This window comes from Gottfriedia luciferensis, from assembly GCF_002156865.1.
In the GTDB taxonomy this organism is placed as follows: Bacteria; Bacillota; Bacilli; order Bacillales; family Bacillaceae_G; genus Gottfriedia; species Gottfriedia luciferensis.
Genome location: NZ_NCTA01000003.1, coordinates 18,203 through 43,857, shown reverse-complemented (window position 1 = coordinate 43,857; position 25,655 = coordinate 18,203). Strand labels below are relative to the sequence as shown.

At 33.1% G+C, this 25,655-nt stretch carries 23 protein-coding genes, 1 pseudogene and 1 other annotated feature; of the genes and pseudogenes, 23 read left to right on the top strand and 1 reads right to left on the bottom strand.

Annotation, left to right across the window (positions count from 1 at the left end):
- Nucleotides 1–4: 4 nt before the first annotated feature.
- The 13 genes from rsmH to ftsZ all read left to right on the top strand — a co-directional run bounded on the left by rsmH (nt 5) and on the right by ftsZ (nt 16,721).
- Nucleotides 5–937 (top strand): 16S rRNA (cytosine(1402)-N(4))-methyltransferase RsmH, encoded by a 933-nt coding sequence (gene rsmH, locus B7R67_RS03830; protein WP_088067720.1) that lies wholly within the window; start codon nt 5–7, stop codon nt 935–937.
- A gap of 12 nt (nt 938–949) precedes the next feature.
- Complete coding sequence (gene ftsL / locus B7R67_RS03825) at nt 950–1,318, top strand: cell division protein FtsL (RefSeq protein ID WP_158095015.1); 369 nt, start codon at nt 950–952, stop codon at nt 1,316–1,318.
- Between the two features lie 11 nt (nt 1,319–1,329).
- The gene (locus B7R67_RS03820) at nt 1,330–3,525 is read left to right on the top strand and encodes a penicillin-binding protein (RefSeq protein WP_088067715.1); all 2,196 of its coding nucleotides are present in this window, start codon (nt 1,330–1,332) and stop codon (nt 3,523–3,525) included.
- Nucleotides 3,526–3,665: 140 nt separating this feature from the next.
- Complete coding sequence (locus B7R67_RS03815) at nt 3,666–5,612, top strand: stage V sporulation protein D (protein WP_088067714.1); 1,947 nt, start codon at nt 3,666–3,668, stop codon at nt 5,610–5,612.
- A 25-nt stretch (nt 5,613–5,637) separates the two neighbouring features.
- Nucleotides 5,638–7,104, top strand: coding sequence for a UDP-N-acetylmuramoyl-L-alanyl-D-glutamate--2,6-diaminopimelate ligase (locus B7R67_RS03810; protein WP_088067712.1), 1,467 nt, complete (start codon nt 5,638–5,640; stop codon nt 7,102–7,104).
- Nucleotides 7,105–7,220: 116 nt separating this feature from the next.
- Nucleotides 7,221–8,195, top strand: a complete 975-nt coding sequence (gene mraY, locus B7R67_RS03805) for a phospho-N-acetylmuramoyl-pentapeptide-transferase (RefSeq protein ID WP_088067710.1) — start codon at nt 7,221–7,223, stop codon at nt 8,193–8,195.
- A complete protein-coding gene (gene murD / locus B7R67_RS03800) occupies nt 8,196–9,548 on the top strand; it encodes a UDP-N-acetylmuramoyl-L-alanine--D-glutamate ligase (RefSeq protein ID WP_088067708.1) in 1,353 nt (450 codons plus the stop codon).
- A gap of 61 nt (nt 9,549–9,609) precedes the next feature.
- Nucleotides 9,610–10,683 carry a stage V sporulation protein E gene (spoVE, locus tag B7R67_RS03795; protein ID WP_088067980.1) on the top strand — a complete coding sequence of 358 codons (1,074 nt, stop codon included), beginning with the start codon at nt 9,610–9,612 and terminating at the stop codon, nt 10,681–10,683.
- Between the two features lie 336 nt (nt 10,684–11,019).
- Nucleotides 11,020–12,111 carry an undecaprenyldiphospho-muramoylpentapeptide beta-N-acetylglucosaminyltransferase gene (murG, locus tag B7R67_RS03790; protein ID WP_088067707.1) on the top strand — a complete coding sequence of 364 codons (1,092 nt, stop codon included), beginning with the start codon at nt 11,020–11,022 and terminating at the stop codon, nt 12,109–12,111.
- A gap of 76 nt (nt 12,112–12,187) precedes the next feature.
- Nucleotides 12,188–13,096 (top strand): UDP-N-acetylmuramate dehydrogenase, encoded by a 909-nt coding sequence (gene murB, locus B7R67_RS03785; protein ID WP_088067705.1) that lies wholly within the window; start codon nt 12,188–12,190, stop codon nt 13,094–13,096.
- Between the two features lie 170 nt (nt 13,097–13,266).
- Complete coding sequence (locus B7R67_RS03780; RefSeq protein ID WP_088067703.1) at nt 13,267–14,034, top strand: cell division protein FtsQ/DivIB; 768 nt, start codon at nt 13,267–13,269, stop codon at nt 14,032–14,034.
- Nucleotides 14,035–14,259: 225 nt separating this feature from the next.
- Complete coding sequence (ftsA, locus tag B7R67_RS03775) at nt 14,260–15,540, top strand: cell division protein FtsA (RefSeq protein WP_088067701.1); 1,281 nt, start codon at nt 14,260–14,262, stop codon at nt 15,538–15,540.
- Nucleotides 15,541–15,575: 35 nt separating this feature from the next.
- Nucleotides 15,576–16,721, top strand: a complete 1,146-nt coding sequence (gene ftsZ, locus B7R67_RS03770) for a cell division protein FtsZ (protein WP_088067699.1) — start codon at nt 15,576–15,578, stop codon at nt 16,719–16,721.
- Between the two features lie 45 nt (nt 16,722–16,766).
- Here ftsZ and B7R67_RS03765 read toward each other — a convergent pair.
- Nucleotides 16,767–17,276 (bottom strand): annotated as a pseudogene (locus tag B7R67_RS03765) (class I SAM-dependent methyltransferase); the annotation flags it as partial.
- Nucleotides 17,277–17,701: 425 nt separating this feature from the next.
- Between B7R67_RS03765 and spoIIGA the strand changes: the two are divergent.
- The 10 genes from spoIIGA to B7R67_RS03715 all read left to right on the top strand — a co-directional run bounded on the left by spoIIGA (nt 17,702) and on the right by B7R67_RS03715 (nt 25,111).
- Nucleotides 17,702–18,607 carry a sigma-E processing peptidase SpoIIGA gene (gene spoIIGA, locus B7R67_RS03760; RefSeq protein ID WP_235822085.1) on the top strand — a complete coding sequence of 302 codons (906 nt, stop codon included), beginning with the start codon at nt 17,702–17,704 and terminating at the stop codon, nt 18,605–18,607.
- A 10-nt stretch (nt 18,608–18,617) separates the two neighbouring features.
- Nucleotides 18,618–19,337: an RNA polymerase sporulation sigma factor SigE gene (gene sigE / locus B7R67_RS03755; protein WP_088067697.1), complete on the top strand. Its 720-nt coding sequence runs from the start codon at nt 18,618–18,620 to the stop codon at nt 19,335–19,337.
- Nucleotides 19,338–19,887: 550 nt separating this feature from the next.
- Nucleotides 19,888–20,667, top strand: coding sequence for an RNA polymerase sporulation sigma factor SigG (gene sigG / locus B7R67_RS03750; protein ID WP_056471070.1), 780 nt, complete (start codon nt 19,888–19,890; stop codon nt 20,665–20,667).
- A gap of 401 nt (nt 20,668–21,068) precedes the next feature.
- The gene (locus tag B7R67_RS03745) at nt 21,069–21,350 is read left to right on the top strand and encodes a YlmC/YmxH family sporulation protein (RefSeq protein ID WP_088067696.1); all 282 of its coding nucleotides are present in this window, start codon (nt 21,069–21,071) and stop codon (nt 21,348–21,350) included.
- A gap of 119 nt (nt 21,351–21,469) precedes the next feature.
- A complete protein-coding gene (gene pgeF, locus B7R67_RS03740) occupies nt 21,470–22,294 on the top strand; it encodes a peptidoglycan editing factor PgeF (RefSeq protein ID WP_088067695.1) in 825 nt (274 codons plus the stop codon).
- Between the two features lie 4 nt (nt 22,295–22,298).
- Nucleotides 22,299–22,976, top strand: coding sequence for a YggS family pyridoxal phosphate-dependent enzyme (locus B7R67_RS03735; RefSeq protein ID WP_167374903.1), 678 nt, complete (start codon nt 22,299–22,301; stop codon nt 22,974–22,976).
- Between the two features lie 2 nt (nt 22,977–22,978).
- Entirely contained in the window at nt 22,979–23,443 is a 465-nt protein-coding gene (locus B7R67_RS03730; protein ID WP_088067694.1) for a cell division protein SepF, read from the top strand.
- 4 nt (nt 23,444–23,447) lie between these two features.
- Nucleotides 23,448–23,708: a YggT family protein gene (locus tag B7R67_RS03725; RefSeq protein ID WP_088067693.1), complete on the top strand. Its 261-nt coding sequence runs from the start codon at nt 23,448–23,450 to the stop codon at nt 23,706–23,708.
- A 56-nt stretch (nt 23,709–23,764) separates the two neighbouring features.
- Entirely contained in the window at nt 23,765–24,538 is a 774-nt protein-coding gene (locus B7R67_RS03720) for a YlmH family RNA-binding protein (protein ID WP_088067691.1), read from the top strand.
- An 84-nt stretch (nt 24,539–24,622) separates the two neighbouring features.
- Nucleotides 24,623–25,111: a DivIVA domain-containing protein gene (locus B7R67_RS03715; RefSeq protein ID WP_088067689.1), complete on the top strand. Its 489-nt coding sequence runs from the start codon at nt 24,623–24,625 to the stop codon at nt 25,109–25,111.
- A gap of 55 nt (nt 25,112–25,166) precedes the next feature.
- Nucleotides 25,167–25,389, top strand: a binding site (T-box leader).
- Nucleotides 25,390–25,655: the final 266 nt, after the last annotated feature.

Below are 25,655 nucleotides of genomic sequence, written 5' to 3'. Positions count from 1 at the left end.
CAACATGTTTGAACATATTACGGTTTTGTTAAAAGAAACTGTTGATTCTTTAGAAATAAATGAAGATGGAATTTATGTCGATTGTACACTAGGTGGTGGAGGGCATAGCGAGTATTTATTATCTCAGCTATCTCCTAAAGGAAGATTAATTGCATTTGATCAAGATGAAACTGCAATTCGTCATGCGAAAGAACGTTTGAAGAAATATGAACAACAATTAACAATCGTAAAAAGTAATTTTAAACATATTAAAGAGGAGCTTCATAATCTAGGGATTTATGAAGTTGATGGTATTTTATTTGACTTAGGTGTCTCGTCACCACAATTAGATGTAGCTGAACGTGGTTTTAGTTTCCATCAAGATGCACCTCTTGACATGAGGATGAACCAAGATCAAACTTTATCAGCATATGAAGTTGTAAATGAATGGACTTATGAACAGCTTGTTAAAATATTTTTCAGATATGGTGAAGAGAAATTCTCTAAACAGGTCGCTAGAAAGATTGAAGAACTTCGAGCTAAGAAGCCGATTGAAACAACAGGTGAATTAGTTGAAATTATTAAAGATGCAATCCCGGCACCAGCTAGAAGAACGGGTGGACATCCTGCTAAAAGAATTTTCCAAGCCATTCGTATTGCTGTAAATGATGAACTAGGCGTGTTTGAGGAAGCGTTAAAAGATGCAATAACACTTGTTAAACCAAATGGAAGAATAAGTGTCATTACATTCCATTCTTTAGAAGATCGTATTTGTAAAACCATTTTTAAAGAAGCAAGTTCGTTACCACCATTACCACCAGGATTACCGATTATTCCTGATGAGTTTAAACCAAAATTAAAACTGATTACAAGAAAACCATTATTACCAACTGATGAAGAATTAGAATCAAATAAAAGAGCAAGATCTGCAAAGCTAAGAGTTGCAGAAAAATTATAAGGAGGGAAAATGATGAGTAATTTGGCAAGAAAGTTACACCAAAAACAAGTTACTGATTCGCAACCAAGACCTTCTAACAAGAAAAAACAAAAGAGAGCTTCTAAAATTACGCCTTTTGAAAAATTACTGTACGTATCCTTTATTATTGTTTGTTTCGTAATTGGTACAAAAATCATAAAAACGCAAGCTGCAATCTATAATACGAATTTAGAAATTCAAAACGTAAAAAATGAAGTAGCAAAAGAAAAACAACATAACTCTGAACTGAAAATGAAGATTGATGAGCTTAGCACGTATGAGCGCATTTGGCAAAAAGCAAAAGAGTTAGGCTTAAATATTGATAGTAACAATGTAAAATTTACTGACACTACTAGCAACTAGGAGATTGTTATATGAGTAAGAAAAAGAATAAGCATACAAATGTAGGTATTCGTTGGTTTTTTCTAGTTACTCTAGGGCTGTTTATATCACTCGTAGCTAGACTTGGTTATATTCAATTATCAGGTACAGTAGAAGGTAGGAACTTAAAAGCTTATGCGGATGAGAATTATAACACTTCGCAAAAAATACCAGCAAAAAGGGGATCGATTTACGATTCAAATGGAGTTCCTCTTGCAGAAGAAGTGACAGCCTATACTGTATCTGCTGTACTAGATCCTAAGGCATCTAAAAACTCTAAAGTAAAAAGACATGTTGTCGATAAAGAAAAAACGGCAAGAGAATTATCATCTATTTTAGATATCAGTGAATCTGATCTTTTAGAAAAATTAAGTAAACGAAAATATCAAGTTGAATTAGGACCAGGTGGAAGAAATATTTCTCAAAGCAAAAAAGAACAAATTGAGAAATTAAAACTACCTGGTATTGTTTTTACTCCATCGCAACAACGATATTATCCAAATGGTGTGTTTGCTTCTCATACATTAGGATTCACTACGATCGATGATAACGGTGAATTAATAGGTGAAATGGGATTAGAAAAAGCGTTGAATAAAGATTTAACTGAAAAAGATGGCAAAAGAAGTTTTTTACGTGACAGAAAAGGGAATATTTTACCTTATGAAAAAGAAAAGATTGTCGCTCCACATAATGGTGATGATATTTATTTAACACTAGATACAAAGATTCAAAGTTTACTAGAGGATGTAATGACTAGTGTAGATAAAAAATATCAACCAGAAAAAATTATGGCAATTGTATCGGATCCGAAAACAGGTAAAATACTGGCGATGAGTAATCGTCCAAGTTTTAATCCAAATACTCACGATATTACAAACTATACAAATGATCCTATTTCGTATGCATTTGAAGCGGGTTCTACAATGAAAATATTTACATTAGGCGCAGCGATGAATGAAGGTGTCTATAATGGAGATGAACATTTTCAATCTGGTCGTTATAAAGTACCAGGTGGAGGAACTGTCCATGACGTAAATCGAAATGGGTGGGGTTCAATTTCATTTGATGAAGGGATTCAAAGGTCTTCAAACGTAGGTATTTCGATTCTTCTAAATGAAAAATTAGGACCCGATCGATTCTTGCAGTATTATAAGAATTTTGGTTTTACCCAAAAAACAAATATTAATCTTCCAGGTGAAGCAGATGGTAGATTAGTATTCAAGTATCCACTTGAAAAAACTACAACAGCATTTGGACAAGGTTCTACAGTTACAGGAATTCAAATTATTCAAGCTGCTAGTGCGATTGCAAATAATGGCAAGATGATGAAACCATATATTATTGATAAGATTGTAGATCATGATTCCAAAAAAGTAATAACAGATTATAAATCCCAAGTGGTTGGTAATCCAATTACTGAAGAAACTTCAAAAAGAGAAAGAGCGTTATTAGAAACCGTTGTAACTGCTCCACATGGAACTGGACACAATTATGCAATTCAAGGATATTCTGTTGCTGGTAAAACTGGTACAGCCCAAGTCGTAAACGATAACGGGAAGTATATTAAAGGGCATGGGCAAAACCTATTTTCATTTATCGGTATGGCACCAGCAGATGATCCAAAATTAGTCGTTTATGTAGCCGTTCTTCGTCCGAAACTTCAAGCAACTGAATTAGGTTCTGACGGAGTTTCTGAAATCTTTAGAACAGTTACAAAAGGTGCATTAGAGTATATGAAAGTAGAACCAATACAAAATGCAAATGTGAATCAATTGGTTGATAAAGAAAGTGTAGAAATTCCAAACTTAGAAGGTCTATCAATTGATGAAGCAAAGTCATTAGCTGCATCTGAAGGGTTAAAACCTGTTCTATTAGGTAATGGAGAAAAAGTTACTGGTCAATCAATTAGCCCAAAAACTCAAGTTGTAAGAGGGACGAAAATCTATCTAAAAACAGATGGTAAAAATTTAATGCCGTCAATTATTGGTTGGTCAAAAACAGATGTAAATCGTTTAGGTCAATTATTTGATTTGAAAATTCATTCAAAGGGCTCTGGTTTTGTAACTAGCCAAAGTATTAAAGCAAATGCTGAGATACGAAACAATGATTATTTAACGATTGAATTTCATAAGCCACAAGATAATGTAACGGATAGTAACAAAGATATAAAGGTTGATATTCAAGAATAAAGGAAATATTGAATGTCCCAAAAACCAATTAAATAGATAAAAACAATAGACCGTTCTAGGACATTAATAGCTAGAAGGTCTATTGTATTTGGTACAAGCATATATTGAAACGAACATAATGTAGAGGAGTGTTCGTTTTGATGCGAGTATCTAATGTAACAGTTCGGAAACGATTATTTGTTGTATTTATTGGTGGATTGTTAATATTTTCTGTGATTGCAACAAGGCTTGGTTATGTACAATTTGCGATGGGAGATGTGCTTACTAAACGAGCGAAAGATTCCTGGAGTCGTGATATTCCATTTGAACCAAAACGTGGAGAAATTCTAGATCGAAACGGAGTAGCTCTTGCTACAAATAAAAGTGCTCCATCTGTATTAGTCGTTCCTAGACAAATAAAAGATCCGAAGGAAACGACGGCAAAATTAGCCCCAATTTTAAAAATCTCCGAAGTAAAACTTTACCAAATTTTAACGAAGAGATCCCGTATGGAACATATTCGCACTGAAGGTATAAAAATTACAAATGAGAAAGCAAAAGAAATTCGGGATTTAAACTTACCAGGTGTTTACATAGCTGAGGATTCTAAACGATATTATCCATTTGGTGACTATCTTTCTCATGTATTAGGATTTGCGGGAATCGATAACCAAGGATTGAATGGGCTAGAGCTTTATTATGATAAACAATTAAGTGGTGAAAAAGGCAGTGTACAGTTTTATTCAGATGCGAAAGGTCAAAGAATGCCGAATATAGCAGACGACTATACAGCACCGATAAATGGGTTGAATTTAAAGTTAACAGTAGACTCACGCATCCAAACAATTCTTGAACGTGAAATGAATAATGCTACAGCCCAATATAATCCCGATTCTATGATTGGGATTGCGATGAATCCAAATACCGGCGAAATACTTGCAATGAGCAGTCGTCCAAGCTTTGACCCTACAAATTTCAAAAATGTTTCCCCTGAAATATATAATCGAAATTTACCTGTTTGGTCAAATTACGAACCGGGTTCAACATTTAAGATTATTACGCTTGCAGCGGCATTGAATGAAGGTTTAGTAGATTTAAATAAAGATCATTTTTATGATGATGGTGCAGCAGAAGTAGCAGGTGCACGATTACGTTGTCATAAAAGAGGTGGACATGGATCACAAACATTTTTAGAAGTAGTTCAAAATTCTTGTAACCCAGGTTTTGTTGAATTAGGGAATCGATTAGGTGAAGATCGTTTATTTAAATATATTCGTAATTTTGGATTCGGGCGAAAAACAGGAATTGATTTACAAGGTGAAGCTTCAGGGATTTTATTCAGCATGGATCGAGTCGGTCCTGTTGAAGCAGCAACGACTGCTTTCGGCCAAGGTGTATCAGTTACGCCAATTCAACAAGTTGCAGCGGTTTCAGCGGCGATAAATGGAGGTATTCTTTACCAGCCATACATCGCAAAGGAATTTGTTGATCCTGTTACAAATGAAGTTGTTAGTAGAAAAACACCAGTTGCTAAAAGAAGGGTTATCTCACCAGAAACATCTAAGACAGTTAGATTGGCATTAGAAAGTGTTGTTGCACAAGGAACTGGTAGAGGTGCTTTTGTTGAAGGATACCGCGTAGGTGGAAAAACTGGAACAGCTCAAAAAGTAAAAAATGGAAGATATGATGATAGTAGTTTTATCGTTTCTTTCGTTGGATTTGCTCCTGCAGATGATCCTCAAATAGTTGTTTATATCGCGGTGGATAATCCGAAAGGAACAGTTCAATTTGGGGGAGTAGTTGCTGCACCAATCGTAGGAAATATCATTCGAGACAGTATGCAAGTTTTGGGTGTTTCTCCTAGAAAAAATCAACTTGAGAAAAAATTCGTATATGGTGATACTCCAACATATGAAGTACCAAATTTAATTGGTTTAGAGAAAAAAGATTTGCAACCTTTGCTAGATACTTTTACTATTGAATATAGTGGCAGTGGAAATATAGTCATTGACCAAGCACCTAAAGCAGGTGTTAAACTAAAAGAAGGCTCTAAAATTAGAATTTATTTAGGAACGAAAGAAGAAACTAAATCAAAAGATAAAAAATGATTTAGTCAAAATGAAAGGAATTACTATGAAACTTCATACTTTACTATCAAGATTGCAACCTTTAGTGGAAATTCCAACAGAGAATCCGGAAATCACAGGGGTTGAAATGGATTCACGAAATGTAAAACCAGGTTATTTATTTATCTGTATCGAAGGATATACAGTTGATGGGCATCAGTATGTTAATCAGGCAATTGAAAATGGAGCAGTAGCAATACTAGCTCAAAAACCAATTAACACGAATGTACCTGTCGTTTACGTTAAGGATACTCATCGTTCAATGGCTATCATTGGAAATACTTTCTACGATAATCCTACACATAAATTTAATTTAGTTGGGATTACTGGAACAAACGGTAAAACAACGACTTCTTATATTATTGAAGAAATTGTAAAACATAATAAGCAAAAAACAGGTGTCATTGGTACAATTGGCATGAAAATTGGAGACGAGATTTTTGAAACAAAAAATACGACTCCAGATAGTCTAACATTACAGTCAATGTTTGCAAAAATGGTAGAATCGAATGTAAATACTGCTGTAATGGAAGTATCATCACATGCATTGCATTTAGGTCGAGTTCATGGATGTGAATATGATATTGCTGTATTTACAAATCTATCGCAAGATCACTTAGACTATCATGGGACAATGGAAGAATATAAAAAAGCAAAAGGTTTATTATTTTCTCAATTAGGAAATAGTTTTTCAACTGATAAACCGAAATTTGCTGTATTAAATAATGATGATCCTGCTTCCAATGAATATATGAAATTTACACAAGCAAATATTTTAACGTATGGTTTAAGTAATGAATCAGACTTATTTGCGGATGAAATTGAACTAACGAATGGTGGTACAAGATTTAATTTACATTTTTTAAATAAACAATATGTTGTTGAGATGAATTTAATTGGGACATTTAACGTATACAATGTTTTAGCAGCTATAGGTGCTGGGATTGCATTGAATATAAAAATGGAAACGATTCTTGATGCCATCGCATCAATTGAAGGTGTACCAGGACGTTTTCAAGCGGTAAACGCAGGTCAAGATTTTACGGTTATTGTAGATTACGCTCACACACCTGATAGTTTAGAAAATGTATTAAATACAGTTAAGCAATTTGCTAAAAATGATATTTATACTGTTGTCGGTTGTGGTGGGGATCGTGATCGAACTAAACGACCACTAATGGGTAAAATTGCTGCTGAACTATCAACAAAAGCAATATTTACATCAGATAATCCTAGAACAGAGGATCCAATTCAAATTTTAGAAGACATGAAAAACGGATTGGAGCATAATAATATAACGGTAATAGAAGATCGTAAAAAAGCTATAACATTTGCGATTCAAAATGCAAAAAAACATGATATTATTGTTATTGCAGGTAAAGGTCATGAAACTTATCAAATTGTAGGGACAGTGGTTTCTCATTTTGATGATGTAGAAGAAGCTAAAGAAGCAATTTTGCAAAGAAGAGGATAATGTCCTCTTCTTTGTAATGCGAAGAATTGCTAAATAGATTCTTGTCAGTAAAGACTTAATAATTCTGTATAAAAGAATTAAACTATTAATTAGAACTTTTGAAAGGAGGGCGTATTATGCTAGAACCGTCAATTTTAGTTGCTATGATCTCAGCATTTATCATTGCAGTCATTTTATCGCCTATTTTTATACCGTACTTAAGAAAACTTAAATTTGGACAGAGTATTCGAGACGAAGGTCCACAATCACATAAAAAGAAATCAGGAACCCCAACAATGGGTGGAATTATCATATTAATCGCATTAAGTTTATCTGCACTAATTATTTCAATGTATTACGATGTATTATCTACACGTACATATGTTTTATTGTTTGTAACAATATGCTTTGGAATTATTGGATTTTTAGATGATTATATCAAGGTCGTTAAAAAAAGAAATCTTGGTTTAACTTCTAAACAAAAATTTATTTGTCAGGTTATCGTTTCAATCATTGTATTTTTCGCATTACGTGCAATGGGTGTCTCTACATCTATTTCTATTCCGGGTACAAATTATTCATTTGATTTAGGTTTTATTTATGTTTTATTAATTATCTTTATGTTAGTTGGTACATCAAATGCAGTTAACTTAACAGACGGATTAGACGGACTTGTTTCAGGTACAGCTGCAATTGCATTCGGAGCATATGCAGTACTTGCATATAATCAACACCAATTAGATGTTGCAATTTTTTCAATAGCTGTTGTGGGAGCTGTATTAGGATTCTTAGTATTTAACGCGCACCCAGCAAAAGTTTTTATGGGAGATACAGGTTCATTAGCATTAGGTGGAGCATTAGCTGCAATTGCAATCGTAACGAATTTAGAAATCTTACTTGTTATTATTGGAGGTATTTTCGTTATTGAAACACTTTCAGTAATGATTCAAGTTGCATCATTTAAAACAACAGGTAAAAGAGTATTTAAGATGAGTCCACTACACCATCATTATGAGTTATCAGGTTGGTCAGAATGGCGTGTAGTTGTAACATTTTGGTTTGTAGGACTACTTTTTGCATTATTAGGAATCTATATTGAGGTGTGGATGTAATTGAAAAACGTAGAGAACTTTCAAGATAAACATGTATTAGTTTTGGGAATGGCAAAAAGCGGTTATGCTGCAAGTCAATTACTTAAAAAATTAGGAGCATCCGTAACAGTTAATGATCGTACTCCTTTTGAGCAAAATGAAATTGCGCAAAAACTAAAAAGTGAAGGATTTAACGTAATTTGTGGCGAACATCCACTATCGTTATTAGATGAACAACCATACTGTATTGTTAAAAATCCGGGGATACCATATTCTAATCCATTATTAATTGAGGCAATCAAACGTAATATTCCAATTTTTACAGAAATTGAACTTGCCTATTTAATAAGCGAGGCACCTTTCATTGGAATTACTGGTTCAAATGGAAAAACAACAACGACTACGTTAGCATTAAATATGTTGCAAGAAGGTAATAAAAATCCGTTAGTCGCTGGTAATATCGGAACAGTTGCTTGTGAGGTTGCTGAAAAAGCGACAAAAGATAATATTATTGTGACTGAACTTTCTTCATTTCAATTAATGGGAATAAATGAATTTCGTCCAAAAATTTCATTAATCACAAATATTTTTGAAGCGCATTTAGACTATCATGGAACAAAAGAAGAGTATATTAACGCAAAAGCAAATATATTTAGAAATCAAACAGAAGATGATTTTGCAATTGTTAATTTTGATGATGAAAATGTTATGGCAATGGCTTCCCAAATTGGAGCTAAAATTATTCCATTCTCTTCAACTAAATTAGTACCTGATGGTGCTTATGTGAAAGACGGTTATATCTATTTTAAAGAAATGAAAGTCATTGAAATTGAGAAAATTGTCTTACCTGGTAAACATAATTTAGAAAATATCTTAGCTGCTATTGCAATTGCTAAACTTCTTGGAGTAGAAAATGATGCGATTGAGAGAGTTTTAACAACTTTCACTGGCGTAGAGCATAGACTTCAATTTGTTACGGAAATTAATAAGAGAAAATTCTATAATGACTCGAAAGCAACAAATATTTTAGCGACTCAAAAAGCGATTTCATCGTTCCAAAAACCGGTGATTCTTATCGCAGGTGGTTTAGATCGTGGAAATAGCTTTGACGATTTAATTCCTTATTTGAAAAATGTAAAAAAAATGGTCACTTATGGTCAAACTGCAGATAAATTAATTGAATCAGCGGAAAAAGCAGGAATGAAAGCAGTAAAATCGGTTGATAATGTTGAAGATGCTGTAAATGAGGCATTCGCTCATTCAGAAGTTGGAGATATTATTTTATTGTCACCTGCTTGTGCAAGCTGGGATCAATTTAAGACTTTTGAAGAACGTGGTAATAAATTTATACAAGCAGTGCATAAATTAATGTAAGGCTTGTTTAATTCAAAAGTTGAGGTGTATTTAAGTGCCAACAAAAAAAAATAGTCCTGACATGATTCTAGTTCTCGTTACGCTATCATTATTAACAGTCGGTATGATTATGGTTTACAGTGCTAGTGCAATTTGGGCATCTTATAAGTTTCATGATTCGTTCTTTTTTGCTAAACGGCAATTATTATTTGCTGGTGTTGGAGTAGTTGGTATGTTTATCGTTTCAAATATTGACTACTGGTTGTTTAGAACTCATGCAAAAAAAATATTAATCGCTTGTTTTATCTTGTTGGTACTTGTACTTATTCCCGGAGTAGGTTTAGTTCGTGGGGGTGCTCGAAGCTGGATTGGTATCGGGGCATTTTCCATACAACCTTCTGAATTTATGAAACTGGGAATGATGGTTTTTCTATCAAAATACTTAGCTGATCATCAAAAAAATATTACATCCTTTAAAAAAGGTCTGATGCCAACATTAGGACTTGTATTCCTTGCATTCGGATTAATCATGCTTCAACCAGATTTAGGTACAGGTACTGTCATGGTCGGGACATGTGTCATTATTATTTTCGTAGCAGGTGCAAGACTTTCTCATTTCATGGGATTAGGGATTGTTGGTGTTGTAGGTTTTGTTGCCTTAATAGCTTCAGCACCATATCGAATCAAAAGGATTACTTCATTTCTAGATCCTTGGTCTGATCCATTAGGCACTGGGTTCCAAATTATTCAATCGCTCTATGCGATAGGGCCAGGTGGATTATTTGGTTTAGGATTAGGACAAAGTAGACAAAAATTTATGTACCTTCCTGAACCACAAACAGATTTCATCTTTGCAATTCTTTCAGAAGAACTAGGATTTATTGGAGGCTCTTTTGTTATCTTATTATTCTCTTTATTACTTTGGAGAGGGATAAGGATTGCATTAAGTGCACCTGATTTATTCGGGACATTTTTAGCTGTAGGCATTGTTTCAATGATTGCAATTCAAGTAATGATTAACATAGGTGTTGTTATAGGTTTAATGCCTGTTACTGGAATTACACTACCTTTTTTAAGTTATGGTGGTTCATCATTAACACTAATGCTACTAGCTGTTGGAGTATTATTAAATATTAGTAGACATGCACGTTCATAATAGGACCGACTCAAATTGAAACAAGTACAACTTTTCTAAAGTACTTGAGTATTTCAAAAATGAGTCGGTCACTTTTATTTATAAGGCAGGAAAACAGAAAAGCAGGGAAAGTAGGGAAAACATATAGGACTTATTTTTGTAACAATAAAATATACTTTAGCCTTATACAATCTTCTCCGTGATTCTGCCTTACCTTGATCCTGCTCTAAAAATCAACATTTTTCTAACAAAGCCTTATTTTTTATAAAAAAAATTAGAATCATAGTAGTAAAATTGGTATAATAACTACTTAAACTGTTTTAAATTATTTATGTTTTGAATTTTAGGAGGATCTTTATGAAAATTTTAGTTAGTGGTGGGGGTACTGGTGGACATATTTATCCAGCACTTGCGCTAATTAAAGAGTTAAAAAAACAAGATTCCAATGTAGAGTGTTTATATGTTGGTACTGAAAATGGATTAGAAAAAGGCATTGTTACTAAACAAAATATCCCTTTTAAATCTATTGTGATTACGGGTTTCAAAAGAAGTTTATCATTAGAGAATTTTAAAACAATCTATCGTTTCTTAAAAGGTGTTTCAGATAGTAAGAAAATTATTCGTGAATTTAAGCCTGATGTTGTAGTTGGAACAGGTGGTTACGTTTGTGGGCCAGTAGTTTACGCTGCAGCGAAGTTAGGGATCCCAACCGTTATTCATGAACAGAATAGTATCCCAGGCTTAACAAATAAGTTTTTGAATCGTTATGTAACAAAAGTAGCAATCTGTTTCGAAGAAGTTGCTCAATACTTTAATAAAGAAAAAGTTGTATTTACAGGAAATCCAAGAGCTTCTGAAGTACTTGGTGAACAGAATCCTGCAGTTCTAGAATCTATTGGGCTAAAATCAGATAAACGAACTGTGCTAATTGTTGGTGGATCAAGAGGGGCAAGACCAATTCATCAAGCGTTTTTAAAAAGTGTAAATCAATTAGGTGATAAAGATTACCAAATGATTTATGTGACAGGTGACGTTCATTATAACTCCGTAATGGAAGAAGTTAATAAAGTTGGAAATCCAGCAAATGTAGTGGTTAAACCATTTTTACACAATATGCCTGAGGTTTTAAGAGAAGTAGATTTAGTAGTGTCTAGAGCGGGGGCGACGACGCTTGCAGAATTAACCGCTTTAGGAAAACCAAGTATTTTAATTCCAAGTCCGTATGTAACAAATAATCATCAGGAAGTAAATGCTAGATCTTTAGAAAAAAATGAGGCTGCAATTGTTATATTGGAAAAAAATTTCAATAATGAATATTTAGTTAATGAAATTGAAAAAGTATTACTAAATCCTACTAAACTTGAAGAGATGAAAAATGCATCACTAAAAATGGGTGTACCAGATGCTGCTAAAAAACTAGTAAATGTTTTAGAAGAAATAAGTAAATAGAACTTGCACGAACAAGTTTGAATAACAATAAAAATGTATCAGAGGATGCTATTAGCTAAAGGGGGATATACATCGAATGTTTGAAACAAAATTAAAGGAAATATTAAATGACTCAAGTCTTCTAATAAATGAGCCTTTAGCAAACCATACGACTATGAAAATTGGTGGCCCAGCTGAATATATGGTCATTCCAAAAAATGTAAATGAGATAAAAGAGATTATTAAACTTGCAAATGAAAATGAAATAAACGTTACTGTGATCGGACGTGGCTCAAATTTACTTGTATCAGACAATGGGATCGAAGGTATTGTGATTAAAATAAGCGATTGCTTAGATCATATTGAATTAGATGGTACAAAAGTTCTAGTAGGTGCTGGTTATTCTGTCATTCGTTTAGCTACTCAATTAAGTAGAAAAGGATTATCAGGTCTTGAATTTGCGAGCGGAATTCCTGGAAGTGTTGGCGGCGCTGTATATATGAACGCAGGAGCACATCAATCAGATTTCTCAAATATTACGACAAGAGCACATATTCTATTTCAAGATGGAACAATGGAATGGTTAACAAATGACGAACTTGAATTTTCATATCGAACTTCTGTTTTACAACAAAAACGAAAAGGGTTTGTACTAGAAGCAGAATTAACTTTACAAGAGGGATCAAAAGAGGCATCAACTGCTTTAATGCAAAAAAACAAAGATTATAGAAGAGAAACTCAACCTTGGAATTATCCATGTGCTGGTAGTATTTTCCGTAATCCATTACCTCAGTATGCTGGAAATTTAATTGAACGTGCTAATTTAAAAGGGTATCAGATCGGTGGAGCGAAGGTTTCAGAAATGCATGGAAACTTTATTGTTAATGCAGGAAATGCAACATCAAAAGATGTATTAGATTTAATTGCATTTATTAAGAAAACTATATTAGAAAAATTTAATGTTCAGCTTGAAACAGAAGTTGAAATAGTTGGGAAAAAAATGTAAGTTTCTTCTAAACTAACCAAATTATATGCTATAATTTACATTAGCATATGATGACCAAGATAGAATGGCATTCAAATGCTATTCTATTTTTTATTATTCTTGAATTACTTCTGAACAATAGTATATTAAAATGGATTTAGTAGTTGAACATTGATAATGGAGGCATAATTATGCAGGAAAATAAGATTATTAGTTTAGAAGACCGTGTTCCTGTTTTACGTAATAAAAAACGTAAAAAAGCAAATATGCGATTACTTATGACAATTCTTGTGTTTTTTTCTTTGCTTTTATGTGTATTGTATTTCCAAACATCAATTGGTTCAAAAATTAAATTAGAAATTAAAGGAAATCATCTATATTCTAATAAAGAAATTCAAAAATTAGCCGATTTAAACGTTGATGACAGCTTTTTGACAATTAGGTCAAAAAAAGTAGAAGCAATGCTTGAAAGTCGAAATACAATTCAATCTGCAACTGTACATAAAAGATTTCCTAATAAGATAGAAATTGATGTTAAAGAATTTCAACCCGTTGGACAAGCTGTATTTAATGGAAAACGACATTTATTATTAGAAAGTGGCATTTTACTGAAAGAAAAAAATTCACTAGGAAATATTACTGTTCCTGAATTAATTGGTTGGAAACAAGGAGATGAATTACAGGAAATGGCTGCGGAATTACAAAAATTACCGAAGAGCATTTTCCATTCGATTTCAGAAATTGAATACACACCAAGTAAGGATGATCCGTTACTCATTACAATCTTCACAAATGAGGGTTATGAGGTAAAGTCCACCATTCGTAAGTTTTCAAATAAAATGTCAAATTATCCACTAATACTAAAGTCAATCCCTAAAAATCAAAAAGGGATTATTCATTTAGAAGTTGGCGCGTATTTTTCACCATACAATTCAAATAGTAAAAATGGTTCAAAATAAGTAGTCTATTATTCGTAAATTGCACTTTCAAGTCTTTTCTATCTTTTAATGATAGTGTAGACTAATAGTTAAATAGTTAATAATGAAAAAAATTAAAAAGATTATGAAAAATCAAATTTAAAAAGAGGAAAAAACCTTGTAAATGTTGAATAGATGTCATATATGATATTTAAGAATGAATTGATGTTCGATTATAATAGATAGAGAGAAAAAGGAGGTGCCATCATGAACAGCAATGAGATCTATGTGAGTCTTGACGTTGGAACTTCGACAATTAAAGTAATAATAGGAGAACTAGTTAATGACACGCTTAACATTATCGGCGTTGGTAATGTTAAATCTTCAGGCTTAAAACGTGGGTCAATCGTTGATATAGATGAAACAGTCAAATCAATTAAAAAGGCAATAGATCAAGCAGAAAGAATGGTTGGCATTCACATTGACAAAGTAATTGTAGGGGTTAGTGCTAACCAAGTGCAATTAATTAGTACTAATGGCGTAGTGGCAGTTTCTAAAGAAAATAAAGAGATTGATAATGAAGATGTTTTAAGAGTAATGGATCAAGCCCAAGTAATTTCAATACCACCAGAAAGAGAAATTATCGATGTTGTTCCACATGAATACATTGTAGATGGCCTTTCTGAGGTAAAAGACCCTAGAGGGATGATCGGTGTTCGCTTGGAAATGGAAGGTACTTTAATTACAGGTTCAAGGACTCTTGTACATAATATACTTCGCTGTGTTGAAAGAGCAGGCTTAGAAGTAACTGATATATGCTTGCAACCAATGGCTGCAAGTACAATCGCTCTAAAACAGGATGAGAAAAATTTAGGTGTAGCTCTTGTTGATATCGGTGGCGGTTCAACTACGATATCTGTTTTTAGAGAAGGAGTATTAATTGCAACTTCCGTACTTCCAGTTGGCGGTGAACATATTACCAAAGATATTTCGATCGGTCTTAAAACTTCAACAGAAGATGCAGAGAAAATTAAAGTGAAATTTGGACATGCATATTATGACACTGCTTTAACTGAAGAAGTATTAAGTGTTCCAATTATGGGAAGTGAGCAACATCACCAATACAGCCAACAAGAAATTTCAGACATAATTGAAGCTAGATTAGAAGAAATCTTCTTAATGGTTCAAAATGAACTAGGTAGAATGAGAGGAAGCAATTTACCAGGCGGCTTTGTGTTAACTGGTGGAACTGTTACAATGACAGGCGTAATCGAACTAGCTCAAAAAGTATTTAAAAACAATGTAAGGATTGCAACTCCGGATTATATCGGTGTCCGTGAACCACAATACATTACTGGCGTTGGATTAATTAAGTATGCTTTTTATAAATCAAAAATGCGCGGAAAAAAACTTAGCTCTAATATTGCATTCGAATCAAATGAACGAAAACCTGTAGCTGTTACAAATTCAAATACAAAACCAAAACAGCAGGATGAAGAACGCGTCATGAGTAAAGTTAAAAGCATTTTTAAATATTTATGGGATTAAATTTGTGATGAATTTGAATAGTAGGGGGATCAATCATGTTAGATTTTGATACAAACGTAGATGCTTTAGCAAAGATAAAAGTTATTGGTGTAGGTGGCGGAGGTAATAACGCCGTTAACCGTATGATAGAACACGGCGTACAAGGTGTAGATTTTATTGCAGTAAATACTGATGCACAAGCACTTAACCTATCTAAAGCTGAAGTAAGAATGCAAATCGGTGGCAAGCTTACTCGTGGTTTAGGTGCAGGTGCTAATCCTGAAGTAGGTAAAAAAGCAGCTGAAGAAAGTAGAGAACAATTACAAGAAGCTCTTAAAGGAGCAGATATGGTATTCGTAACTGCTGGTATGGGCGGAGGAACAGGAACAGGTGCAGCTCCAGTAATAGCACAAGTAGCGAAAGAATTAGGTGCTTTAACTGTAGGTGTAGTTACTCGTCCATTTACATTTGAAGGTAGAAAGCGTTCAACTCAAGCAGCAACTGGTATCGCAGCTATGAAAGAAAGTGTTGACACTTTAATTGTTATTCCTAATGACCGATTATTAGAAATCGTTGATCGCAACACTCCAATGCTTGAAGCATTCCGCGAAGCTGATAATGTTCTTCGTCAAGGGGTTCAAGGTATTTCTGACTTAATCGCTGTTCCTGGATTAATTAATCTAGACTTTGCAGACGTAAAAACGATTATGTCTAATAAAGGCTCTGCATTAATGGGTATCGGTGTTGCTGGTGGTGAAAACCGTGCAGCAGAAGCAGCTAAGAAAGCTATCTCAAGTCCATTACTTGAAACATCAATTAATGGTGCGCAAGGTGTTCTTATGAATATTACAGGTGGAACGAACTTAAGTTTATACGAAGTTCAAGAAGCTGCGGATATCGTATCTACTGCATGTGATGCAGAAGTTAATATGATTTTCGGTTCTGTAATTAACGAGAACTTAAAAGATGAAATTATTGTAACGGTAATTGCAACTGGATTTGAAGGTGTTGTGTCTTCACCACCAACTCCAAAACCAGTTGCAGCAAGACCATCAATTTCAACAAATAATACAACTGCACAACCAACGATTAAACGCGAACAAATTCGTGAAGAAGTCCCAGTAGTTGAAACAACTAAAAATATTACAAGTCTAGATGACTTAGATATTCCGGCATTCTTACGTAACCGTAAAAAACGCTAATAATAGTAAAAACCAAGAAAAGAGAACACTCTATTCTTGGTTTTTTTAATTCCTATTGTAATGATTTTGTAGCTTATCTATTTCGTTAAAAACATTTTTAAATTTAGAATAAAAGCCTTTAGGAAATAACACACCTAAGCCATGTGAGTGTTTAAAATCAAAATGTGGATACTGTTGTTTCATTTGATCCCAAAAAATATGAACTCCGAAATCTTGAAATCTAACCTCCGTATCATGAATTAAAACAATTCCTTCTTTTGAAACCTTAGGTAACCATGTCTTATAGTCATGTGAAACGGCCTCAAACGTATGAAAGCCATCAATATGAAGCAAGTCAATTGACTCATCCTCAAAATTTTGAATAGCGACATCGAAAGAAGATCGTAACATTTTACCGATCGTAGAATAATGTTTTTGAATGACATTCGAAACTGTATCAAAAACTTCATTTGAATAGTAACCACTGTGCATATCACCTTGCCACGTATCAATTGCATAGCATTCTGTAGATAGATTACTATCTTTTACGCTTTGACATAAGCAAAAAAAAGAGAAACCATAATGCGTTCGCCTTCCTCATTTCGTGATGTCTAGTTCCAGGCGTTAGCGCCTCGAGGTCATAAGCCAATGCCCAATAAAAGTAAAAAAACCAACCTTTATCGATGTTATTTTTTGTATATTTCATTCTTAATCATGTTTATAATAGTGTCTAGTTTCGCAAGTTAGCTCTTCGGTAATATTCCATCCAACTTCGAAGTGGAAAACCACCACTTCTTCAGCTGACTGGAGATATTCCCTTCAGAGCTGAACAAACTTGCTCCACATTTCAGATTTGTCGGGGCTGAACAAACGCCTTCCACATTTCAGGTTATGTCGAAAAACTCTTTAATGAATATTCCTTTTTTTGACAGACTTCTTGCTGTGCTCATCCTATACTTACATATAAATGAAATACTAAATAGGGGATGGCGACAAAATTGGTGATATATGGAGATCTTGTTTGGTTATTAAACTTGTTAATGGATTTTTTAATTATTCAATTAACAGGTTTAATTCTAAAAAGAAATGTATCTATTTTGCGTTCGTTATTGGGGGCATTATTAGGGTCGGTCGTTGTTTTAATGACGTTTACTCCATATGCTTATGTTGTTGGATCACCCTTTATGAAAATATTATTATCATTTTTCATAGTATTTTTGGCATTTGGAAGGCAACGGATTATTACTTTTTTACAACTTATTAGTATCTTTTATTTTTCTACCTTTATTTTAGGTGGCGCTTTATTAGGGTTACATTATTTATTTGAATCAGACTCTTCTAATTTATCTAAGACATCTTTTTATGGTGACCCAGTGAGTTGGTATTTTGTAATAGGAATGCTCCCAATTGTTATTTTTTACGCTAGAAAGTCAATCAATCAAATTTCTTTTACAAAATGGAAGTTGAATGAAATGTATGAAATGGAGATTGTATGGCGAAATACTTCGTTTAAGGTTAGAGGATTAATGGATAGTGGGAATTCACTTCACGAGCCGCTATCAAGGAAACCAGTCATTATCTTGGATTGTTCGATTAATGATTATGGATTGCCTTCAGAGCTAGTAAAGTTAGTAAGAGACTCAGGAAATACATTACATAACACTGAGGCATTAGATATTTTAAGCTTCTTTCAAGGGACGTATATACCTTATAAAAGCATCGGTCAAAGTAATCAATTTCTCGTTGCAATTAAACCTACTGTTGTTAAATTGAAAATTAATGGTAAATGGTATTCGTCGAAATCGGTTTTAGTTGGATTGAGTCATGTTACTTTGTCTTCAGACAATTTATATGAATGTATCTTGCATCCAAAAATGATGCAGGGAACGATTAATGAAATTGCATAGGAGGTAGAAAATGTATCGATTTTTCTTAAAACTAAAATTAGGTTTTTACAAGCTATTAGTTAAGCTTGGTTTGAAAGCCGATGAAGTCTATTACATTGGAGGAAGTGAAGCATTACCGCCTCCTTTGACAAGAGAAGAAGAAGAAAAACTTTTACAGAAACTACCGAATGGGGATTTAGGTGCTAGATCATTATTAATAGAGAGAAATTTAAGGTTAGTTGTTTATATTGCTAGAAAATTTGAGAACACAGGTATTAATATTGAAGACTTAATAAGTATTGGAACGATTGGACTTATTAAGGCAGTAAATACTTTTAATCCTGAAAAGAAGATTAAATTAGCTACTTATGCTTCAAGATGTATTGAAAATGAAATACTAATGCATTTACGCCGAAATAATAAAAACAGATCCGAAGTTTCATTTGATGAGCCATTAAATATTGATTGGGATGGCAACGAATTATTGCTTTCAGATGTGCTAGGAACTGAAGATGATATCATTACGAAAGATTTAGAAGCAAATGTTGATAAATCTTTATTAACGAAAGCATTAGATCAACTAAATGATCGTGAAAAACAAATAATGGAATTAAGATTTGGTCTTGACGGAACGGAAGAAAAAACACAAAAAGACGTTGCGGATATGCTTGGAATATCGCAATCATATATTTCCAGATTAGAAAAACGAATTATTAAAAGACTTCGAAAAGAATTTAATAAAATGGTATAGAAAGAGTTAAATAATATTAAAAAAACCAATTAGATTGAGTTTTGACTCGAGCTAATTGGTTTTTTACTGTTTCTGTTAAAAAAAATTGATTTCCGTTCCAGTATGTTCGCTTTCCATGGGGCGTGAGGCTTTAGCCTCCTCGGCAAGCCTGCGGGGTCTCACCCTTCCCGCTACTCCCATAGGAGTCTCCCACCTTCCACTCCAATCAATATCTTTAACTATTCTATAATTAAAAAAATATTAACAGGGATTTTTCCCAAAAATGTTAGATTATTAAATTCACTAAACTGTAAATAATAATTTTTTCCGATTCCCTAATCTTTAGGATCAAGGATAAATGAAAAGATAGTAAAAGACTAAAAGTATTTTATTGATTTCCTCTAAATTTTCTCTTCCAATATGTTTTTCCTACTTTACCTGCCTTTCCTGCTCTTAAGCATTTCTTAGCTCCTGTTCTTCCTTAATCTTGCTCTAAATTTTTCGTGCATAAATTTTCCACCGAAGGAGATACTTACCTATAGTACAGCAACTCCAAGTAGGAGGGAACATCATGACACGAAACAAAGTAGAAATATGTGGTGTAGATACATCAAAACTTCCAGTTTTAAAGAATGATGAGATGCGTAAGTTATTTCACGCAATGCAAAGCGGTGACAGAAGCGCACGAGAAACAATTGTAAACGGGAACTTGCGATTAGTTCTTAGTGTAATTCAACGTTTTAATAATCGCGGTGAATTTGTGGATGACTTATTTCAAGTAGGTTGTATAGGCCTTATGAAGTCTATTGATAATTTTGATTTAAGCCAAAATGTAAAATTTTCGACGTATGCTGTACCGATGATAATTGGTGAAATAAGAAGATATTTAAGGGATAATAACCCGATAAGAGTGTCTAGATCATTAAGAGACATAGCTTATAAAGCATTACAAGTTAGAGAGCGACTTTTAGCAGAGAATTCAAAAGAACCAACACCTGTTCAAATCGCAGAAGTATTAGGTGTAACACACGAAGAAATCGTCTTTGCATTAGATGCAATTCAAGATCCAGTATCGTTATTTGAACCTATTTATAATGATGGCGGAGATCCTATATTCGTAATGGATCAGCTAAGTGATGATAAAAATAAGGACGAGCAATGGGTTGAAGAACTAGCATTACGCGAAGGAATGAAACGGTTAAATGACCGTGAAAAAATGATCATCAGCAAACGCTTTTTCCAAGGGAAAACACAAATGGAAGTTGCAGAAGAAATCGGAATCTCACAAGCTCAAGTATCAAGACTAGAAAAATCAGCAATAAAACAAATGAATAAAAATATTCAAGGCTAAAGAAATGCGGAAGGCGTTCGCTCTGCCCCGACAAGCATAAGACGATTTCCGGTAAAGGTTCGCACTTTAACCTTTACCAGAAATTGGCTTATGACCTCGAGGAGCTAGGAGCCGTAGCTAGACATCGAACATACATGTTTCTCTGAAATAAAGAATTAGCTTTTCCACTAGACAATAACTTAAATAAGAAATTTTTTAGAAAAATAAAAAACAAACACGAAAAAAACCAAATTAATCCAATAACGAACAAAAAGTTAAATTGGAAGACTGACATCCGATAATAAATGTGTTAGATAATGATTGAAATTAAAACAACATTGTCTAGCACATTTTTATTTGAATTTTATCATGATGTTTGACCCTTACTTCATATATTTGTATAAAAGGATGGTGAAGTAAGAATGGCCAGAATTTCGGATTTTCAAGTAAAAGATGTAGTGAATGTTGCTGATGGAAAGAAATTAGGGAACATTGTTGATTTAGATATTGATCAAATGAGTGGGAGAATAACTTCGATTATATTAACAAAGCCAGGAAAAGGTTTGAATTTTTTTAGTAAAGAAGAAGAAATGACGATTTACTGGAATGATATTGTAAAAATTGGTGAAGATGTAATCTTAGTGAAGTATCGTTCGACAGTAGATTTAGAAGAAAAAGAAATAAATCCTGTTAAATTCACATAAAAAAATAGCGTGTTTTGTCAAAAATAATCAAAAAGATGAAATCTATGGTAAAATATAGGAAACCATAAAGTGGTTTACATATATATTTACTAAAATAGTTTTTGTGAGGTCTTATAATTATGAAAGAAAGTTTCATTCAATCGACTGAAAGTACTTTTAAGATTCAGCCTTGGGAAGACTCATTTAAACATTTAGTTGCGGGATTTACAACAAAAAATGACGGAGTTAGCCAAGGTTGTTTCTCTTCTTTGAATCTTGGGTTACATGTAAATGATTCACAAATTAGTGTTGTTGAAAATAGAGAAATTCTTGCGAATCGAATTAATTATTCAACGACGAAATGGGTTTGTTCTGAACAAGTTCATGGGTATAATGTTGTGAAAGTAACAAAAAAAGATTGTGGAAAAGGCGTAACAGATTACGAAAGCGGCATTCCAATTACAGATGGGTTTTATACAAATGAAGAGGATCTATTATTAACATCTTGTTATGCTGATTGTGTTCCAATCTATTTCATAGAACCAAATACGAAATATATTGGTTTAGCTCATGCTGGTTGGAAAGGCACTGTTCATAATATTGGCGGTCGATTAATTGAAAAGTGGTTAAAGGAAGAAAATTTACAACTTGAAAATATACAAGTTGCAATTGGACCTTCAATTGGAGACTGTTGTTATGAAGTAGATGATTTTGTAATGAATAAAGTAAAAGAAGTTTTCGAAAACAATATTCCAAATAATATTTTAACTTCATTATCAAATAATAAATACAGATTGAATTTAAAAGAAGCAAACAAACAATTACTCATTAGAGCAGGTGTACGTGAGGACAATATAGTCGTAACGAATTATTGTACAAGCTGTCACCCAAAGACATTTTTCTCACATCGAAGAGATGGCGGGAAAACTGGAAGAATGATGAGTTTTATTGGTTGGAGGAAATAACATCATGTCAGTTAAACAAAATTACGAAAGAATAAGTGAACAAATAAAAGCTGCTAAAATTCTAGCAAATCGAAATGATGATGTGACATTAATTGCAGTTACAAAAGAAGTGTCTGCAGATGTAGCGAAAGAAGTTTTAGCAGAAGGTATTATGCAATTAGGTGAAAATCGCTTTGAAGGTCTTAAAGATAAACAAGAACAAATTCAAGATGATGTTGTTTGGCATTTTATTGGTTCACTTCAAACAAGAAAAGTTAAAGACATCATTCATCGAATTGATTATTTACATTCGTTAGATCGTTTATCTTTGGCCGAAGAAATACAAAAAAGAGCAACTGAGCCGTTAAAGTGCTTTTTACAAGTAAATGTATCTGGTGAAGAATCAAAACATGGCTTAGATCCTAGTGAAGTATTAGAATTTGCTAGACAGCTAGCTGAATTTGATAAAGTAAAAGTTGTTGGTTTGATGACGATGGCGCCATTTACAGAGAATGAGTTAATCATTCGAAATAGTTTCAAAGGTTTAAAAGAGTTACAAGAAAAGGTAAAAGAATTACAGATTGCAAATATTCCATGTACTGAATTATCGATGGGGATGTCTAATGATTTTGAAATTGCAATAGAAGAAGGAGCTTCTTTTATTAGAATTGGTACAGATTTAGTAGGAAAGGGTAGGGTATAAAAATGAGTTTTATTGGAAAAGTAAGAAACTTTTTTGCAATGGATGAAGACGAGTATGAAGACGATTATGAATACACAGAACAGCAACAACAACAACCAGTTGCTAAACAAGTGCATGAAGAAATTCATCATGAACGTAATACTTCAAAGCAAAAACTAGTAAGTATACCAGGAGGAGCTTCTTTGACGTCAAAAGTTGTTTTAGTGCAACCGCGTGAATATGCAGAAGCACAAGATGTTGCAGACCATCTAAAATCTAAAAAAGCTGTAGTAATTAATTTACAACAAATGCAAATTGATCAAGCTAAGCGTTTTGTTGATTTCTTAAGCGGAACTGTTTACGCTATTAGTGGAGATATTAAAAAAATAGGAACAAATACTTTTATTTGTACGCCAGATAATGTAGATATTTCTGGAACGATTACGGATATGCTATTTGAGGAAGAACAATCCATTAAAAGGTGGTAAATAAATGGACTTCGTTTTAGTTTTATTAATACAAGTTATTAGTATCTATCGATATGTCATTATCATTAATATTATTCTGTCTTGGTTCCCACAAGTAAGACAATCTGGTTTTGGACGTTTTATCAGTACAATTTCAGAACCGTTTTTGGAACCATTTCGTCGGATCATACCGTCAATTGGAATGTTTGATTTCTCTCCAATTGTATCGATTTTTGCGCTAGAATTTGCTATTATCGGTATCGATAGTATTAGAAGTTTCATTTAAAAGAGAATCTATGTGGTTCTCTTTTTTATTAATAATGTATATTGAGGAAAGCAACTATGAGTATTTATGATCATTATCGAAAAGAAGAGCATGTTTTTGTTGACCAAGTAATGAATTGGAAAGAGCAAGTCATTGAACGCTATTCACCAAAGTTAACCGATTTTCTTGATTTAAGAGAACAAATGATTATGCAATCGATTATCGGAAATCAAACAGAATGTCTTGTTACTTTTTTTGGAGGATGTGAAAATTGTGAACGAAAACGTGCCATCATTTATCCAAGTTACTTCACTCCAGAGGAAAAGGACTTTTCATTAGTTGCATTTGATTTAAAGTATGCTACGAAATTTACTACAATAGCACATCGACAAGTACTAGGTACTTTAATGTCACTAGGAGTAACAAGAGCTAAATTCGGTGATATTTTAATAAAAAATGAAAAAATCCAAATCATTGTTGCTGATGAAATTGCAAGTTTTGTTGAAAATAACTTAAATTCTGTAGGTAAATCGCCGATTACATTAATGAAAATACCATTTAATGAATTGATTGAAACAGAAAATGATTGGGAAACTAGCAATGGTACAGTATCTTCATTACGTTTAGATGTACTATTAAGTGAGTTTTATAATGTGTCTAGACAGAAGGCTCAAGCAATGATTAAAGCTGAACATGTTAAAATAAACCAACGAATTATTGACTCAACTTCTTTTATTTGTGGAGAAGGAGATTTATTTTCAGTCAAAGGATTTGGAAGAGGATTGTTAATATCAATCGATGGTTTGTCGAAGAAAGAAAAATGGCGGATTCACTACGGTGTTAAAAAATAGTCAAAAATGATGAAGGAAAATCGTAGAAACTGTCGAAAATTTATAATAACCTATTATTTAAGAACCTACATGGAGGTGGCTTAATTGCCTTTAACACCACTTGATATTCATAATAAAGAATTTGGTAAAAGTTTTCGTGGATATGACGAAGATGAAGTAAATGAGTTTTTAGACCAAGTAATAAAAGATTATGAACTAGTTATTCGTGAAAAGAAACAATTAGAAGAACAAATTCTAGATATGAGAGAAAGATTAAAGCATTTTTCTACGATCGAAGAAACTTTAAATAAGTCAATTTTAATTGCGCAAGAAGCTGCTGAAGATGTAAAAGGAAGCGCTCAAAAAGAAGCAAAACTAATCATTAAAGAAGCAGAAAAAAATGCTGATCGTATTATTAATGAAGCATTAATCAAATCAAGAAAAGTAACAATCGAGTTTGAAGAGCTTAAAAAACAATCAAAAGTTTTCCGCACTCGTTTAAGAATGGCGATCGAAACTCAATTAGAAATGTTAAATCATGAAGATTGGGATCATATACTAGAAGAAAAAGAAACAGAAGAAATAGCAAACTAATTGGATAAGCCTTGACGATTTGTAAAGTTTTACATATAATTTATTAAATATTAATAGTAAATCGGAGATAGGGAAGAGTACTTCTACATAACTAGTTAGCGAGTCAAGGATAGTGTAAGCTTGATGTAGATAGTAGGAGGAAAATCACCCTTGAGTGCTTTTCTGAACAGTAGTAAGAAAAGACGTTTCATTCACGTTACGAATGCTAAGTGGACAATGAATAAATTTATTTATTGTCAATTAGGGTGGTACCACGGGAAACCTTTCTCGTCCCTTTTTTGGGATGAGAAAGGTTTTTTTGCGTTTATAACTTCTGAATAATCGCCGTTGAGCCAATTCAGAAGTAAATTGCAAACTAGGTCTCTGACTTAGACGATTGGATCGTCAATCAACTGGTTATCTTTCTCACGATTTATATTACATATTTAAAATCCATCCACAAAAAAATGAGAGCTTTAAAAAATCATCCGATATATGTTTAAAGCTTTTGTAATAGATAAATCCACTAATCATAAAAGGCTTGTAAGATGGATACAATGCGTTA

Excerpts from the sequence above, each read along its gene's own strand:
- B7R67_RS03745 (WP_088067696.1), top strand. The coding sequence starts at position 21,069 with ATGGCCAGAATTTCGGATTTTCAAGTAAAAGATGTAGTGAATGTTGCT.
- sigG (WP_056471070.1), top strand. The coding sequence starts at position 19,888 with ATGACACGAAACAAAGTAGAAATATGTGGTGTAGATACATCAAAACTT.
- mraY (WP_088067710.1), top strand. The coding sequence starts at position 7,221 with ATGCTAGAACCGTCAATTTTAGTTGCTATGATCTCAGCATTTATCATT.
- ftsA (WP_088067701.1), top strand. The coding sequence starts at position 14,260 with ATGAACAGCAATGAGATCTATGTGAGTCTTGACGTTGGAACTTCGACA.
- B7R67_RS03810 (WP_088067712.1), top strand. The coding sequence starts at position 5,638 with ATGAAACTTCATACTTTACTATCAAGATTGCAACCTTTAGTGGAAATT.
- murB (WP_088067705.1), top strand. The coding sequence starts at position 12,188 with ATGTTTGAAACAAAATTAAAGGAAATATTAAATGACTCAAGTCTTCTA.
- sigE (WP_088067697.1), top strand. The coding sequence starts at position 18,618 with ATGTATCGATTTTTCTTAAAACTAAAATTAGGTTTTTACAAGCTATTA.
- murG (WP_088067707.1), top strand. The coding sequence starts at position 11,020 with ATGAAAATTTTAGTTAGTGGTGGGGGTACTGGTGGACATATTTATCCA.
- pgeF (WP_088067695.1), top strand. The coding sequence starts at position 21,470 with ATGAAAGAAAGTTTCATTCAATCGACTGAAAGTACTTTTAAGATTCAG.
- ftsL (WP_158095015.1), top strand. The coding sequence starts at position 950 with ATGAGTAATTTGGCAAGAAAGTTACACCAAAAACAAGTTACTGATTCG.
- B7R67_RS03820 (WP_088067715.1), top strand. The coding sequence starts at position 1,330 with ATGAGTAAGAAAAAGAATAAGCATACAAATGTAGGTATTCGTTGGTTT.
- B7R67_RS03780 (WP_088067703.1), top strand. The coding sequence starts at position 13,267 with ATGCAGGAAAATAAGATTATTAGTTTAGAAGACCGTGTTCCTGTTTTA.
- B7R67_RS03730 (WP_088067694.1), top strand. The coding sequence starts at position 22,979 with ATGAGTTTTATTGGAAAAGTAAGAAACTTTTTTGCAATGGATGAAGAC.
- rsmH (WP_088067720.1), top strand. The coding sequence starts at position 5 with ATGTTTGAACATATTACGGTTTTGTTAAAAGAAACTGTTGATTCTTTA.
- ftsZ (WP_088067699.1), top strand. The coding sequence starts at position 15,576 with ATGTTAGATTTTGATACAAACGTAGATGCTTTAGCAAAGATAAAAGTT.
- spoVE (WP_088067980.1), top strand. The coding sequence starts at position 9,610 with ATGATTCTAGTTCTCGTTACGCTATCATTATTAACAGTCGGTATGATT.
- B7R67_RS03815 (WP_088067714.1), top strand. The coding sequence starts at position 3,666 with ATGCGAGTATCTAATGTAACAGTTCGGAAACGATTATTTGTTGTATTT.
- B7R67_RS03725 (WP_088067693.1), top strand. The coding sequence starts at position 23,448 with ATGGACTTCGTTTTAGTTTTATTAATACAAGTTATTAGTATCTATCGA.
- B7R67_RS03735 (WP_167374903.1), top strand. The coding sequence starts at position 22,299 with ATGTCAGTTAAACAAAATTACGAAAGAATAAGTGAACAAATAAAAGCT.
- B7R67_RS03720 (WP_088067691.1), top strand. The coding sequence starts at position 23,765 with ATGAGTATTTATGATCATTATCGAAAAGAAGAGCATGTTTTTGTTGAC.